Annotated in this window: 12 protein-coding genes; 1 reads left to right on the forward strand and 11 read right to left on the reverse strand. The window is 54.3% G+C overall.

Features of this window, described 5'->3' with window-relative positions; all coding sequences use genetic code 11:
* Positions 1 to 810: 810 nt before the first annotated feature.
* The 7 genes from AACY50_RS28020 to AACY50_RS28050 all read right to left on the reverse strand — a co-directional run bounded on the left by AACY50_RS28020 (position 811) and on the right by AACY50_RS28050 (position 9584).
* On the reverse strand, positions 811 to 3783 hold the full coding sequence (locus AACY50_RS28020; protein WP_339433803.1) for a non-ribosomal peptide synthetase: 2973 nt from the start codon (positions 3781 to 3783) through the stop codon (positions 811 to 813).
* A gap of 49 nt (positions 3784 to 3832) precedes the next feature.
* Positions 3833 to 4471, reverse strand: a complete 639-nt coding sequence (locus tag AACY50_RS28025; RefSeq protein ID WP_339433804.1) for a LysE family translocator — start codon at positions 4469 to 4471, stop codon at positions 3833 to 3835.
* Between the two features lie 36 nt (positions 4472 to 4507).
* Positions 4508 to 5863: a diaminopimelate decarboxylase gene (lysA, locus tag AACY50_RS28030; protein WP_339433805.1), complete on the reverse strand. Its 1356-nt coding sequence runs from the start codon at positions 5861 to 5863 to the stop codon at positions 4508 to 4510.
* Between the two features lie 81 nt (positions 5864 to 5944).
* Complete coding sequence (cysC, locus tag AACY50_RS28035) at positions 5945 to 6538, reverse strand: adenylyl-sulfate kinase (protein ID WP_339433806.1); 594 nt, start codon at positions 6536 to 6538, stop codon at positions 5945 to 5947.
* A gap of 47 nt (positions 6539 to 6585) precedes the next feature.
* Positions 6586 to 7305 carry a sulfotransferase-like domain-containing protein gene (locus tag AACY50_RS28040; protein ID WP_339433807.1) on the reverse strand — a complete coding sequence of 240 codons (720 nt, stop codon included), beginning with the start codon at positions 7303 to 7305 and terminating at the stop codon, positions 6586 to 6588.
* Positions 7306 to 7382: 77 nt separating this feature from the next.
* The gene (locus tag AACY50_RS28045) at positions 7383 to 8558 is read right to left on the reverse strand and encodes an argininosuccinate synthase domain-containing protein (RefSeq protein ID WP_339464542.1); all 1176 of its coding nucleotides are present in this window, start codon (positions 8556 to 8558) and stop codon (positions 7383 to 7385) included.
* A gap of 42 nt (positions 8559 to 8600) precedes the next feature.
* A complete protein-coding gene (locus AACY50_RS28050) occupies positions 8601 to 9584 on the reverse strand; it encodes an aldo/keto reductase (RefSeq protein ID WP_339539820.1) in 984 nt (327 codons plus the stop codon).
* Between the two features lie 165 nt (positions 9585 to 9749).
* Between AACY50_RS28050 and AACY50_RS28055 the strand changes: the two genes are divergently transcribed.
* Positions 9750 to 10697, forward strand: a complete 948-nt coding sequence (locus AACY50_RS28055; protein ID WP_339464543.1) for a LysR family transcriptional regulator — start codon at positions 9750 to 9752, stop codon at positions 10695 to 10697.
* Positions 10698 to 10701: 4 nt separating this feature from the next.
* Here AACY50_RS28055 and solA read toward each other — a convergent pair whose 3' ends face one another.
* From solA to AACY50_RS28075, 4 genes are read right to left on the reverse strand one after another with little or no spacing between them, the layout of a single operon-like run.
* On the reverse strand, positions 10702 to 11871 hold the full coding sequence (gene solA / locus AACY50_RS28060; RefSeq protein ID WP_339433852.1) for an N-methyl-L-tryptophan oxidase: 1170 nt from the start codon (positions 11869 to 11871) through the stop codon (positions 10702 to 10704).
* Positions 11840 to 12766 carry an EamA family transporter gene (locus AACY50_RS28065; protein ID WP_148050152.1) on the reverse strand — a complete coding sequence of 309 codons (927 nt, stop codon included), beginning with the start codon at positions 12764 to 12766 and terminating at the stop codon, positions 11840 to 11842. Before AACY50_RS28065 ends, solA begins: the two co-directional genes overlap by 32 nt.
* Positions 12750 to 13625: a methyltransferase gene (locus tag AACY50_RS28070; protein ID WP_339464544.1), complete on the reverse strand. Its 876-nt coding sequence runs from the start codon at positions 13623 to 13625 to the stop codon at positions 12750 to 12752. The genes AACY50_RS28065 and AACY50_RS28070 overlap by 17 nt, the downstream gene beginning before the upstream one ends.
* 18 nt (positions 13626 to 13643) lie before the next feature.
* Positions 13644 to 14423: a pyrroline-5-carboxylate reductase family protein gene (locus AACY50_RS28075; protein WP_339464546.1), complete on the reverse strand. Its 780-nt coding sequence runs from the start codon at positions 14421 to 14423 to the stop codon at positions 13644 to 13646.
* Positions 14424 to 14912: the final 489 nt, after the last annotated feature.

Below are 14912 nucleotides of genomic sequence, written 5' to 3' on the forward strand. Positions count from 1 at the left end.
GTAGGCAAAGGCGCAAGGGTGTATAGCCTGAGAGAGTGTCTGGAAATTTCTTTTTAAACGCTGGTGTTTATCGAGCTCTCTTCCCGTCATGCATCCCGAAATAGATCCGTCCCGTTATCCCGACTCTTCCCGGCCTATAAATTTCAGATCTAACGCAAACACGCTCACTTCAGTTTTGGCGACGCGTTTTCACACACATTGGGCCAGAAGCAGCCGCGCGCGCTAGCTTTGTGCCGATAGCGAACCCGCTCACCGACATCCAAATCTAGTGGTTCGGAATTTTGTCTCGAGGGAAGAATCGGCGTTCTTGGCACTGCCGAAGGCGTAGGACGGTGCGTTTCGGGGGATGCGCTTTGCTTAAGTCCTGAGGCTTGCGGGCTGAGCATTTGGGCTGCCACAGCCAAGCTGGTTGAGCTTGCGCGCAACGCGCCATGCCTGGCGCAGGCACAAAAAAGCCGATCCATGGTATCCGTTTAAGCATCTGATTTTACTCAGGAATTATGGTCGGGACGGAGTGATTCGAACACTCAACCCCTAGCACCTCATCTCCTTTTGCATACTTCTTGAAAGACTCTGAAATTTCACCCTGGATTCTTCGAATCTAATATTTACTTGAGCTCCAGTGCGCTGCGAGGCTTCGTTCACTATTTGGATTAGCTGCGAAAGGGAGCGTTCGGCCGGCGATGCTTCAACGAGTTGATTAAACAGGTCGATTGGCCCAAGCCTTCCGGAATCTGTGGATTCAGTTCGCAGTATCGGTTGAAGATCTGCCAGGCCTGAACAGTTTCATATCATTAGCCGTTAAAAAAACTAAACCAACTCACCCGCCAACCGTTCCACAAACGGCTCAAATTCCGAAAGCGTGACCATCAGTTCCTGATACTGGGTCAGACCCATTCGCTGACGGCTCGATTCACGCAAGTTCACATCCGAAGGGTCAGTAAACAAGACTCTCTTCGAAGTGTCGGCCGCCAGGATGCCAGCAATCAGCATCGATTCGCAGTCCGCACGCTCCGATATCTGCGCGACAAAATCACGGTGATCGACGACGCTGACCGACATGCCTAAGCGATTGGCACAATGGGCCACCAATGCCTCGAACGTTACAAACTCAATGGCAGTGACATCCACTTGTTGTGCCAGTAAATCGAAGGCTTCGGGCGCCGCGACAAAATGACAGATCCAGTTGGCCAAACGGTCTGCCGGCAGTAAACCAATGTACCCGTAACCCGCGGGCACCTGCCCGAGTCGTAGGCATAATTTCAGCAACAGGTGCACCAGGGATTTTTTATGGCTGTAGCCCATGCTCACCGACGGCAAGACATCGTCGATCCGATAGATCTTCGCTCGCATCCCTTGCGCTTGGGCGTCCAGAATCAATCGGTCCGCCAGGTATTTCGTATAGCCGTAGCCATTGATGGCGTTCGACCGGGCATGCTCATCCAGCTCGGCTCCCGTCACCCCGACCTGACCATCGAGCGAGCATCTGGCCGCCAACGAGGAAACATGGTGCAGGCGCTTGAAGGTCGACTCGTTGCAAAACCGGATCAACTCGGCAGTCCCCTGCACGTTAGCGGCATACAGATGGGAAGGCTCGGACAAGAAATTCACTTCAGCGGCGCTATGGATGACCTCGTCCACGCTCTCGGTCAGTTGTATCCACTCCTGCGGATCGAGGCCAATGCAGGGTGACCTCAGATCCCCGAGGACAGCCTTGAGTCTGGTGGTATCCAATACTCTTCCGGTGAAGGCATTTGCGTAGATGGACATCAACCGCGCCTGCGCTGACTCAATGGTGTCACCGCGCAAAAGTACCGTCACCCTCAACGCGGTAGAGGTCAGCAAACGCTCCAGAATATGGATACCGACAAAACCGGTCGCTCCAGTAAGCAGAATTTCCTGAATGCGCCTCTGCGACTGCCCCCAAGGTCGCAAGGTGTGGCTGTACAAAGGCGCCATTTCAACGGCTTTGGTGCCGGCGTTGCCATCGAACAATGCCGCGCCAAGGCTCAGCGGTGTCGGGTGGCGGTAGAGGGTCTGTAAAGCCAAAGTCCGGTTGAAGCGCGCGCCTATCAAAACCTTGAGTGAAACAGCAGCCAATGAATCCCCACCCCACTCAAAAAAATTCGAATCCTGACAAAAACCATCGCTCAACAGCACCTGACGAAAGCACTCAAGCAACTGATCCTGCGTCGAGACGGCCGGGGTGGGCGCCTGGAAAAACTGCCAGCTCCCGATGAATGCGGCTGCAATGGCGGTGTAATCCAGTTTGCCATTCGGACTGACCGGCAACGTTTGCAGGTGCAGAAAGTATTGTGGGATGTGCGTCAGGGGCATAAGCCGACCGAGTTCTTTTCGCAGTTCACAGACATCGATCGCACGCTCTGCGGTGTAGGCCAATGCCAGCGTCGCGTCGCCCTGTGCAGCGTTGACGACGACTGCCGCGGCATCGCGCACTTGGACAAAAGCTTCGCGAAAACGCGCGTTCACCTCATCGAGTTCGATTCTGACACCCCGCACTTTCACTTGATGATCGTGGCGTCCATGAAACTCCAGCAACCCGTCTTCACGCACCCGCGCCCGGTCGCCTGTTCGATAAACGAAAGCCCCCGGCACATCGGGAAACAGGTTTGGCACAAAGGATTTTTCCGTCAGCTCGGGCTCGTTAAGATAACCGTTGCCCACACAGATTCCCCCCACCACCACCTCGCCGACGATGCCGTCTGGCAGCACCTCCAGTTGCGGCCCGACGATTCGCACGTAGGTATTGTCGATTGGGCGTCCAAGGGGAATAGCTCCGGCATCAGTGTCACGCACCTGGTGAAACACCATGCCGATAGAGGCTTCCGTATGCCCATAGGTGTTGATGATGTGCACACCGGGCAGGATCCGGCGAAAGGAATGGACGGACACCGGGTCAATGGCCTCACCGCCGATCAGCACATACTGCAGACTCTGCAAGTGAGATGGGCAGATTGCCCCTTGCTCCAACGCCCGCACAAGAACCTTGAAAAGCGATGGTACAAAATCCGTCATCGTGACCTGGTGACGACGAATATGCTCGACAACGCAGTCCAGATCCCACAGCTCACGCCGGTACGGAATAATCGTTGTGCCGCCACTGGTCAGAGGCCATAGCAGTTGCCAGATCGAGGAATCGAATAGCGGCGCACTATTCTGGTAAACCACATGCCCATCGCCAAAGTAGCGACTCATGTAGCGGAATCGATTGGCCACCCCCGCGTGATGATTCAAGGCACATTTGGGCGTCCCGGTCGTGCCTGATGTAAAGAAACCATAGAGGTTTGTGTTGGCACTGCTGCGCGATGTCCGTGGTGGCAGTGTCGCATCGTCACAGTCAGTGCTGACCTCCAGACAAGTGAGGCCGCAAAGCTCGGGGCTGGGCGCTTCACCTCTGGGCACATAAACAAACCGGGCACGGGTACTGGCCAATACGGCGGCCATGCGATTGGCTGGCCAGGACAAGTCGATCGGTATGAGCACGGCACCGACCATCATCGCGCTTAACCAGACCACCGATAACTCGACACCAGCATCGACTCCGCACAACAGGCACTCCCCCGCCTGCAATCCAGCCTCCTCCAGAGACGCTGCGTTATGGCTGGCCATAAGCATCAGGTGACGGTAGCTGACACGCTCGGTGCCGCTCACAACGGCAATGTGATCCGGCGTTGTCGAGTGACTCTGCAAAACCATTTCCAGGACGTCGCAAGACAACTCGACATCAAAACCAAAGGCAGTACTCAGGGGAGCGCCAAACATAAATAAATCCCTTTATTTGCAAACTATCCCAAGCTTGCTGATACGCGGATCACAAGCTGACGGTGGTGGCCAAACGTATGCTCAGTCCAATCAAAACTGCGCCCATGACTCGATCCAGCCACAGTCCTGCATTGGGGTGGGTGCGAAGCCTTTCTGTGGCTTTGGCTGCCACCAGGACGAACGAAACTTCAACGACGATGGCAACCAGGATTACCAGGCTGCCTAATAAAAAGATCTGTAGCGCGGGAGCCCCCATGGACGGCTGAACGAACTGAGGCAGGAACGCCAGAAAGAACAAAGCGACTTTCGGGTTAAACACGTCGATAAGAATGCCCTGCTTGTAGGCTTGCCATACACCGTATTGCTTGACTTGCGCGTTGTCCTGATCATGAACGGACCCCGTGGAGGGCATGACACTTTTCACGCCCAAGTAGAGCAAATAAGCTGCACCGGCATACTTGAGTGCATCGAAGGCATTTTCCGAAGCGGCAATCAGAGCGCTGACACCGCAGGCCGCCAGAACCACATGGACAAAGGCACCGCTACAGACCCCCAGCGCCGAGGCGATACCGACTTTTTTTCCTGAGGATATCGTCCTCGACAAGATGTAAAGCAGGTCGGGCCCTGGAGAAATATTCAACAAGAGTGCCGAAAATAAAAAAACAAGCCAAAACGTTTCATTGTCCACAGTCACTTCCAGCCGCCTTAATCAAACAACAGAGGATTACTTAACCAGCTTCAAACTTTTAGCATCAGACTTGACTGTTTCAATGCCGTCCATTTCCCTGGCAACGAGATCCTCGTAGCGCTCTCTCTGGCGCACGACTTGATAGTGCTCGCCCATGACCACCACTTCAGCCGGACGAACTTTCGAGTTGTACTGGCTGGCCATGCTCATCGCGTAGGCACCCGCCGAAAAAATGGCCAGGGTGTCATGTTCCGAAAGCGTCGGCAGCGGACGCGACAACGCGAGAAAATCCCCTGTTTCACAAATCGGCCCAACCACATCCACCGGCGACAATGCCCCGTCTGGCCGGGGTTGCGAAGGATTGGTCGCGTGCGTCCAGTGGCCGTTGAAATCGCCATATCGGATCGGCCACATGGCATGGTGGGCACCGTAAAGCGTGGGTCTGAGCAAGATGTTCATGCCGGCATCGACAATGACGATCTGACGGTCCCAGCCATCCTTGATGTATTCGACGCCGGTCAACAGCACGCCGGCATTGGCGCTGATAGAGCGACCGGGTTCAATCACGAACCGCAGGCCGCGCGCCTTGAGTCTCTTAAGCCGGTGAGAAATGACGCTGCCCATTTCCTGCAACGAAATGCTATTGGAATGGGAGGCTTCGTATATGGCTGGAAAACCACCACCGATATTGATCGTATCGACGGTGCCGCCCGCCTGTTCCACCTCATCCAACAGCGTCTCGATGACGTCAATGCAAGCCAGATAGGAAGCGCTGTCATGGATAGGCGAGCCAATGTGCGCATGGATTCCGAAAACGTCGACGTTGCCGTACAAACCCTCTGCGTAAAGCCGCGCCGAACGCGTCACCGGAATGCCGAATTTGGTCTGACGTCCTCCCGTAGATGTCTTTTGCGGGGTATCACGGTCAGCAACGTCGGGATTGATCCGAATAGAAACCCTGGCCCTGCAGCCGCACTGACCCGCAATAGCATCAATCCTAGCCAGTTCCCCCTCAGACTCAACATTGAACTGATAGACGCCTGCCTCCAGTGCATATTTGATCTCCTCCGCAGACTTGCCCACCCCGGCAAATACAATGGTTTCGGGACGAGCACCGGCCAGCAGGGCACGATAGATTTCGCCACCACTGACGACGTCCAGACCTGCGCCGTGCTCCACCAGAAACTTCAGGATGTTCAAATTGCTGCAGCTTTTGACTGAGAAACAAATCAGCGGGTCAATCAGTAAAAAAGCATCGCGCATGTTTTGCAAGTGCGACGCCAAGGTACTCAATGAATAAACAAACAAGGGTGTGCCCAACTTTTCAGCCAGGCTGTCCAGGTTCACCCCTTCGGCATGCAGAACACCTTGTTTGTAACTGAAACCGTCCATTCGAACCTCTCTGAAAAACCCGGCAGTAAAATAGTCATTGCATGTTTTTTAATGTCAGTCGTACGGCGACGCGTCGACAAATCAATTCAACCTGCCGCTCTCGCGCAAATAAGCAATAACGCTGTCGGCACTGCTCTCAGGGCTCTGCGGTGTCCCTCCGATCAGGATATCGGGGGCCACAGGGCGTTCGTATGGCGAGTCTATGCCGGTGAAATTCGTGATTTCACCCTTCCTGGCCTTGCTATACAGCCCTTTGGGATCACGTCGTTCACACACTGCCAACGGGGTGTCGACGAAGACTTCGATGAAGTCCTCTCCCAGCAACGTCCGAACCGTACTGCGGTCCTGTTCGAAGGGAGATATCAGCGCCGCTAGGACAATGATTCCACTGTCCAGAAACAGCTTGGTGACTTCCCCCACGCGCCGGATATTTTCAATACGGTCGTCGGCGCTGAACCCCAGGTCACGGCACAAGCCATGGCGAATGTTGTCGCCATCGAGCACCACCGTGACGTACCCCAACTCGAACAACTTCGCCTCCACCAGCCTCGCCACTGTGCTCTTGCCGGCCCCACTGAGGCCCGTGAACCACAAGGCACAAGGCTGCTGACGTAATTGCCGCGAACGCATGTGCGGCAGGATCGCTCCAGCGTGCCAGCCAAGATTTTTCGACATACAGCGCCTCACTCAAAACGAAACAGCGTCTCGACTCAGTTTGAACATCACAGGTAAGACAGGAACTTCTTGTAGACAACCAGGTTGTCGTCATAGAAGGACTTCAAGCGCGGGTCGTTATCGACACGTACCGCATAGTGCTTGCTGACCGGTCTTATGGAGGTGCTCTGGGCCGCATCTTCATGCCAGTGCCGAGTGCGCTCCCACACTCGGCGATGACCGGGTTCCCACTGCAAGGATTCGGGTTTTTGTTCAATGCCTACTTTGCGGCAAAAGTCCGCGATAACGCTTTGCGGAGCCAGCACCAACTGGTTGGCATCGACAATGACCGGATCATGTACGCCTCTCGCTCTGGCGGCGCAGTACAACGCATCAAGGTGCTGGTAGCCGACTTGTTGTGAGGTCAACTGCGGGTTCATTGCATAATGCGAGTTGATGACTTGCTCGGGGTTTCTGATCATGAACACATGGTGCGCGTCGTCCGGATAAGCACCTTCATCAATAAGCCCTGCATAAGAAAATTCGCAGGTGTCTTTAATGAACACATTGCCCTTGTCCAATAACGTTCTGACATGCGCGAACAACCTGTCCGGCGAATCTATCCGGTGCGTTTCACCCTGTACTTCATGGGTAAAAACATGACCGGCAGCCAAATCGCACAACGGCTCATGCAGTACCGTGAAATCGCCCCTGGCTTCAATCATTCGCACGAACGCCGTTGACAGCGAACGCGGCGGCGCCCACAAGATCACTAACTTGTTTGTCATTCCCTTGACCGCTCAGCTCGGGTAACTGAAAGAGCACAGCAAAGGTATCCCTGCGCTCATGTGAATCGCCAGTCGGATCAGGCAGATTCAAGGATGTTTTCGGTGATCCAGCGTTGCCCGCCATGGGCAAAGCGATACTGCTGCGCCGTGAATCGATTCCGGCTGTAGTTGTAAACACGATCAACCAGATAGCTGCCCTTGTATAACTTCACGTCCACATAACCATCGGCCCATTGCACTAACTCACTCACCGCTTTGAAGGCCGCCTGAGTGGCCGGATCGTACAAACGACCGGCATACGTCTGCCGGGCAATGAACGTCGAACTGAAACGCAAGACCTCCCAGGAGTCTTTATCGACAGTCGCCTGATAAAGGCTCTTCAATGCCGTGGCGATCAAATCCAGACCGGGTGACTCATACGTGCCCCGCCCTTTCGTGCCATTCATTCGATTCTCGAGCACTGCCTTGATCACGACACCATTGCGCCCGGCGATTTCGTTGGCCATCGCCACCGCTTCATAATGGGACAGGACTTTGCCGTTGATTTCCACCGGGTAACCTTTCGCGAACCGGATGGTGCAACGTTCTACCTGGTCGGGCGCCTGCTCCGGGCGCACCCCCATGATTGGCTGGACGCTGTCCGGGGAGTTGGCAATGGACTCAAGCTCAACACTCTCATGGGACACGCCGCCGAGATTGGCATCGATCGAATGGGCAGCCTTGTCACGCAACAACTGTTCGTTCTTGTCTATTACCGCCCGGCCCATATCGCTACGGGTCTTGAAGCGTTCAGCCGTCGCACTGTCCTGCCAGGGGGAATAGGGCATGATGTGCGGGGCAAACATATTCAGGTAGTAGGTGAACCGAAATTCGTCGTTGCCACCGTGCACGGCTCCGTGGGCCAGGACGTTGCATCCCTTGGCGCCAAGCGCCGCGACCAGCCCCTTGACGGTGACGGCACGGGCAATGCCGGTGGTGTTCCAGTAGCCACCATCGTAATGCGCCTGCGCCCTGACAGCGTTCAGGCATTCAGTCGCCATATCTTCCTTCAAGTCGACAACATGGGCGGCATTGAGCAGATCGATATTACGGGTACAGAATTGATGGGCCTCTTCATTGGGCTGGCCGATATCAACAATGAACTGCTCGAAATCAATTTGCTCATTCTCGAGTAGCTGACTAATGAACAGACTGACCAGGCCACCCGATGAGCACACGCCTACTTTGCGGTTCTTCAACTCTGAAATTTTCATGACATTCCCTTGATCAAGATAGAAGACACTTCCTAAAAAATGTTATTGCGACCACTCTGTCGGCGTTCGGTCCCAGCGATGACCTGCAAGACGCTGCAGAAGTTCGGCGTCCAAGGAACCTTTCGATGAACACGCTAGGTTCTGCGAAAGGTTCCTTATCGCCCGCATGCCGGGGATAACCGTATGAATGTCCGGATTCGAAAGGATGAAGCGCAACGCACACTCAGCCAGTGACACCCCCTCGGGAATGTCTTTTTTCAACACCTCGACTCTATCGACGGTGGCGTACAGGTTCTCCGGAACAAAGTAACTGTTACGCCAATCGCCTTCCGGCCACACGGTTTCTTTAGTCAATACCCCCGTCAAGGACCCCTCGTCGAACGGCACCCTGGCGATCACGCCCACATTGTGTTTTTTGCAGGCAGGAATAAGGTGGTCCGTGGGGGCCTGGTCAAAGATGTTGTAAATAACCTGAACGCTGTCAATCAATCCCGTCTCCAGTGTCTTGATGACATTGTCAGGCTCCCACCGATTAACACTGATGCCGATGCCTTGAATAACCTTCTGAGACTTCAGGTCATCAATCACCCGCATCCAGCTTTCATCTTGTGCCCAGTCGTCTTCCCAGACATGAAACTGCATCAAGTCAATAGAGTGCATTCCCAGATTGTTCAGACTCTTATCAACAAACTCTCGAATATGATCGGAGGGGAAAACATCATTGAGCCGATCGCCTCGTTTGGAAGGCCACTCCCTGTTCTTTGGTGGAATCTTTGTGGCAACGATAATCTTTTTATCGGGATTGCTCTTGAGCACTCGGCCCAGCATGTGTTCGCTGTGCCCACGGCCATATATCCATGCGGTATCGAAAAAATTGCAGCCTTTATCGACAGCCAGTTGCAGAGCCTGCATGCCTTGTTCATCGGCAGAGCCGGTCCAGCCTCCTTCGCCGCCGGCAATACCCCACATGCCATAACCCACCTCACTGACTTTCCAGCCAAGCCTGCCAAACGTTCTGTAATTCATCGTGTTATCCATAACCACCAATAATCCAGAGCACTTGCTTAAGTACTGAACTTGCTTGCTGGCTATTATCTGCAACGTACAGTCAGATTAAAAATATCAATTCACTCAATATCGATTCATATCTGATATGGTTAAACCCTACCCATTACTGAGGCAAGGATCGCCATGGCAACGTTGAACTTCAGGCATATCGAGATATTCTGGGCGGTCATGACGACAGGTAGCGCGACAGCCGCCGCAGCCCTGCTGCGCACCTCACAGCCGACAATCAGCCGAGAACTGGGCAGGCTTGAGTCAGTAACCCAGTTGACGTTGTTCAAACGCGCCAATGCCAAACTGATCCCGACCGAACAAGCGCTGATGCTCTTCGACGAAGTCAAAAGGGCTTATTTTGGCCTTGAGCGGATAGCCAAGGCGGCTGACGCCATTCGCCAGTACAAGCACGGGCAAGTCACCATAGTTTGCCTGCCTGCTTTCTCCCAGGCCGTGGCGCCCACTGTCTGCAAACATTTCCTCGATCAATACCCCGAAGTGGGAGTCAGCATCACTCCCCAGGACTCTCCCCTGCTCAACGAGTGGCTTTCTTCACAGCGCTTTGATCTGGGGCTTATCGAGGACACCATTGCCCCCCGTGGCACAGACCTGGAGACCATCTTCACGTCGGACATTGTCTGCATTTTGCCCACCGACCACCGACTGTGTGAAAAAGCCGTCCTGTACCCCGAGGACTTTGAAGGCGAACACTTTATTTCTCTGGCGACCAACGATCCCTATCGCAACAAGATCGACAGTTTTTTCGACAGTCTCGGAATCAACAGACAGTTGGTAGTTGAAACGCACAGCGCAGCGGCAGTCTGCGCGACGGTGGCCCTAGGGGTCGGCATCGCAATCATCAATCCACTCACAGCACTGGCCTACGCCAAACTTGGGCTGAAAATTCGCGGGCTGTCGCTTTCCATTCCGTACACCGTCAGTGTCGTTCGCCCGCAGCATCGCCCCTATTCGCCGCTGGTCGACAATTTCATCAGTTCATTGAGGCATTGCTGCCAGGTGCTGACCAGTCAGCTCCAATCAATCACTGACAGCGAGAACAGACCGCCCCCAGACCAGTGACAGTTCACCCGGCCTTATCGAAGCGAGCTTTGGAGAAAGCCGGGGCAATGTGCTGCAGCGACTCGCCAAGAACCACCCAGGACAGCCACTCCCCCAACCCAGTTGCGAATTTGAAACCGTGACCCGAACATGCAGACACATAGAACACACCCGGCAGTAGCGCCGACTCCCCCAAGATAAACGACTCGTCCGGGCTCATGGTGTAGATGCATTTTTTAGCGGCATAGGGCGTTGGGTCCAGGGATGGAAAAAGCGCTGCCACACACTCGGCGATTTCCTCCCTTGCCGAGCGGCTGACGGGCTCCAGTTGGGTCCCCATATCCAGATCCGTTTGCTGACTGTTATGAAAACCTATCTTGATCCCGGGTTCGGTCTCAGTGATCTGCGGGGTACCGTACAGCAAGCGGCCATCGGAGAGTTCATACAGGAAAGCCGGAAAATTCTTGAAGCTGTCGGCGCTGCCCGGCCTGGGGCTGAACCAATAAATCGGGACGCTTTTAGGGCGCAACAATCCGGCCAAGTCGGGGATCAAACTATCGGTCAAGGTGCAGCCGGTCGCTAGCACGACCCGCTCAGTCTCGATGACTTCGCCATCAGACAATCGAATCAAAAGCCTGCCTTCGCTGCGATGTATTTCAAGAACATGGCTACCGAAACGAATCTGGGCACCACTACGCACGGCAAGATTGAGCATGTGCAACCTGCTGGCGTCGGCTGCAATCGTGTAAGCGCCTTCCTCGACAATACCTTCCATGTCTGGCTGCACCCGAAAGGCCGGAAACATCTGCGTAATCTGTTGTGCATTCAGTTGCTGATGGTCAATCCCGCCTGCCCGCGCCGTGGCGGCGCTTTTGGGTACCACGCCTGAACTCTGCGGCCCGATGAAAAGGCCACCGCTACGCCACAGCAAGGGGTGATCACTGGACGCTTCCAGTTCGTGCCAAAGATCATTGGCTTGGGAAAGCAAAGGAAGGTATTGCGTGCCCTCCCAATACGCTTGCCGGAAAATTCGGGAGCCACCGTAGGATGAACCCAGTCGATTGATCGGCGCTCCAGCATCGATACCCAGAATGTTGGACTGGCGAGTCGACAGGCGCCACAACGTGGCGCTCCCGACAATGCCCAGCCCGATGACGACAGCGCTATATTTTCGACCCACTTTCTTCAACTCCATTTGATCCAAGGAAGCCTTTCAATACAGGTTCAAAGATGACCAGTATCATGCCGAACGCAATAGCCGCAAAAGCCAGCAACGTGTAAGTCGAGGCTGGTTGCCCGTAGATCTCGACAGCCACAATGAACTGGGTCAATGGCAGGATGAACTGCAACAGCCCCATGGCCGAAATGGGCAAGCGCCCGGCAGCAAACGAAAATAACGCCAGCGGAATGATCGACACCAGCCCGCAGCCAATCAGCAGCGCCTGTTCATAGCCGCCGAAGCTGGCGGGCAAGGGTATGAACCCATCGAACAGAAACAGCAGCGGGCACAGCGCGCAGGCAAGCACCAAGGACTCCACAAACAACCCGTTGAGCGGGCTCAATGACGTGAGTTTTTTCAGCCAGGTGTACAGCCCCCATGTCACACCGATGACGACATAGACTCGGGCATCCAGATCGCCGCTGCCTGTGACCAGGAAAAGGACACTTAAGCAAACGATGCCCAACGCAACCGCTTTCAGGGGGCTGAGCCGTTCCCGATAGACCAGCAACCCCACTGCAATACTCACCAGGGGGGCGATCAGGTATCCCAGCCCGCTTTCCAGCACCCGACCGTGAATCGAAGCCCAGATAAAGGCCCCCCAATTGGTCGCCACCAGAACCGCAGCACAGCCATGAAGCACTACTTGACGCAGCTTCAGTCGGTGAAACAGCGCGAGCAGATCTCGCTTCACCCACAAGATCAATGTGACGGTCGCTAGCGAAAGCACCACTCTGTAACCCACCAGAGCAATAGCATTCATGTCATGGAACACCCTCCAATAAAGCGACGACAGTCCCAGAAACAAGTTGGACAGTCCGGCAGCGAGCATCCCGGTCAGAAAAGGTAAACGTTTATTGCCCGTTGCCATCGATTGACCTTCTGCTGAATGTCAGCTCCAGGATTTCATAGGACCAAATGATGTCGCCCTGCTCGTTAAAGCGACAATACGCGGCGCCTTGGCGTGTCCAATCGACGATTTCCTCGTGGATCAATCCCTGAAGTTGCCGCCACTGCTGCGTGTACAGCATCAGCGGAAACTCATGTCGCTCCAAAAGGCACCAGTCAATGTGGTAATTGGCTTCGTGCTTTTGACACAAGGCATGCATCACGGCAGGAATACCCACCAGCGAGTTCAGGCCAATAATGAGTTTTGCGCCTGGCTTGAGAAATAATGGCACTTCATCAAAAAAGCGTTTGAGCGTGCGATCGCCATAAAACATCGCCTCAATGGACAGCCCCTGAGCCGACTCGGTACGTTGCAAGGCCTGTAGAAACGCCGCCGAAGGGGTTTGCCAGCCAGGAGGGTTGAACAGAATCACATCAAAGGCGTCGTTGGTGGGATCCAGGCCATCGAACAGGTCACTGTGGATAAATCGGACATCGCCCGTGCCAAGATTGGCAACCTCATTGATCCTCGCCACATCAATCGCCTGGGGTGAAATGTCCGTGGCCGTGACTGACTTCATACCCAGGCGGCGCAAGAGCAGTGAATGCACGCCACTGCCCGTTCCTATATCGAGAAAACGAGCATCGGCGTATTGCCTTCCGAAACGCCTTGTCAGTAATGAACCAAATGCTTTGCCGGCCCCGCTGACTTTGAACACTTCAGGGTGATCCACCAGTGTGAGGCACTGACCCAAACCAAAATAGAGCGAGTAACTGACGTCCTCCGCCGGTGGAGAATCGATGTTTGGAGAGGCTGATTGCAAATTTACCTGGGCACTCATCAAGCTATCCTTTTCTCATTACTTTCCGAGTTCTACCGAGCGACGCGCCGCAGCCCGTAACGCCGCTTTGACGATGCCCTTGATATCCGCATCAACAAACGTGTCGATAGCACGCTCCGTCGTACCGCCTTTGGTTTGTACATCCTTGCAGACTTGCCAGGCGGGCTTGCCCGTTTCGCGTATCAACCGGGCAGTGCCGTGCAGTAGCTGAGTTGCGATCAGTTCAGCCTGACCGGCATCGAAACCTTCCTCATGAGCATATTCCTGCAAGGCGTCGGCAAAAAAGGCGACCAGCGCTGGACCGCCGCCTGCCAGGGCCGTGCCTGAATCAATCTGCGCTTCGTCCTCAACACGAATGACCAAGCCGATTGCGCCGAACACCTGCTGTGCAGCAGCTGTCAGTTCGGGACGGGCTTGCGTCGGGGCGTAATACAGTGTCACGCCTTCACCCACCTGTGACGGTGTATTGGGAATCGAACGCACGACGTTGCAATGCCCCAACTCACGGGTCAGCGTATGCAAAGTGATGCCGGCCATGACCGAGATGACCGGGCCGCGATGTCGTTTGAGCAGCTCGTTTTGTACCAATGCCTGTTCGAACTGCTGTGGAGGGACAGCCAGAACAACAATGTCGTCGTCCTCAAGTCTTTCGAGGCGGGTACTGACCCGGAAACCATCAGTGGAATATTTGGCGCTACGCTCGGCATCAACCTCGACAACACGAAGACTGTCGGTACCCTTCATCTGCTGACGAAGGCCGTAAAGAATGGCCCCCCCCATATGCCCTGCGCCCAACATATGTACCGCTCTCATAAACAATCCTTTATGTATGAATAGAAGTATCGCACCACTTTACGGGCAAAAAAAAGCCAGTAACGCCTGCCTAAAATTCCATATCAAATCGAGGACTGTCAACGCATATCAGATATGCATAATGGATAAAACAATTGATATTGTTCAACGTATAACAAGGGGATGTAAATTACAAAACTGATCTTCATAGCTACCGCACAACACAACTTCCTAACTGCACACTAAAAAGAAACTAACTTTTCCATTGAAAAATCCTCAAAACTCTAGTGTGTCACCTCAGAAACAAGATCCCTATTGATCGGTGAAGCCAGTGCTTCACGGGCGCGTTGTATTTTATTCAAAACATCCTCTCCCTTTGCATTCCAGATACAGCCCAATGACGTCCCAGAATTTCTCTTCGATGTTTGGACAAAACGCCAAAGTGGGCTTCAGGCTCAATCGAAAACGGCAAGGATTCCACCCAGAGCCAGGGGA

Origin of the sequence: Pseudomonas sp. RA_15y_Pfl2_54, from assembly GCF_963971015.1 — a bacterium.
Lineage (GTDB): Bacteria > Pseudomonadota > Gammaproteobacteria > Pseudomonadales > Pseudomonadaceae > Aquipseudomonas > Aquipseudomonas baetica_A.

What these genes read in the sequence shown, in the direction of transcription:
- AACY50_RS28045 (WP_339464542.1), bottom strand. Translation starts at nt 8,558, where the DNA reads ATGAAAATTTCAGAGTTGAAGAACCGCAAAGTAGGCGTGTGCTCATCG.
- cysC (WP_339433806.1), bottom strand. Translation starts at nt 6,538, where the DNA reads ATGTCGAAAAATCTTGGCTGGCACGCTGGAGCGATCCTGCCGCACATG.
- AACY50_RS28050 (WP_339539820.1), bottom strand. Translation starts at nt 9,584, where the DNA reads ATGAATTACAGAACGTTTGGCAGGCTTGGCTGGAAAGTCAGTGAGGTG.
- lysA (WP_339433805.1), bottom strand. Translation starts at nt 5,863, where the DNA reads ATGGACGGTTTCAGTTACAAACAAGGTGTTCTGCATGCCGAAGGGGTG.
- AACY50_RS28040 (WP_339433807.1), bottom strand. Translation starts at nt 7,305, where the DNA reads ATGACAAACAAGTTAGTGATCTTGTGGGCGCCGCCGCGTTCGCTGTCA.
- solA (WP_339433852.1), bottom strand. Translation starts at nt 11,871, where the DNA reads ATGGAGTTGAAGAAAGTGGGTCGAAAATATAGCGCTGTCGTCATCGGG.
- AACY50_RS28065 (WP_148050152.1), bottom strand. Translation starts at nt 12,766, where the DNA reads ATGGCAACGGGCAATAAACGTTTACCTTTTCTGACCGGGATGCTCGCT.
- AACY50_RS28075 (WP_339464546.1), bottom strand. Translation starts at nt 14,423, where the DNA reads ATGTTGGGCGCAGGGCATATGGGGGGGGCCATTCTTTACGGCCTTCGT.
- AACY50_RS28070 (WP_339464544.1), bottom strand. Translation starts at nt 13,625, where the DNA reads ATGAGTGCCCAGGTAAATTTGCAATCAGCCTCTCCAAACATCGATTCT.
- AACY50_RS28020 (WP_339433803.1), bottom strand. Translation starts at nt 3,783, where the DNA reads ATGTTTGGCGCTCCCCTGAGTACTGCCTTTGGTTTTGATGTCGAGTTG.
- AACY50_RS28055 (WP_339464543.1), top strand. Translation starts at nt 9,750, where the DNA reads ATGGCAACGTTGAACTTCAGGCATATCGAGATATTCTGGGCGGTCATG.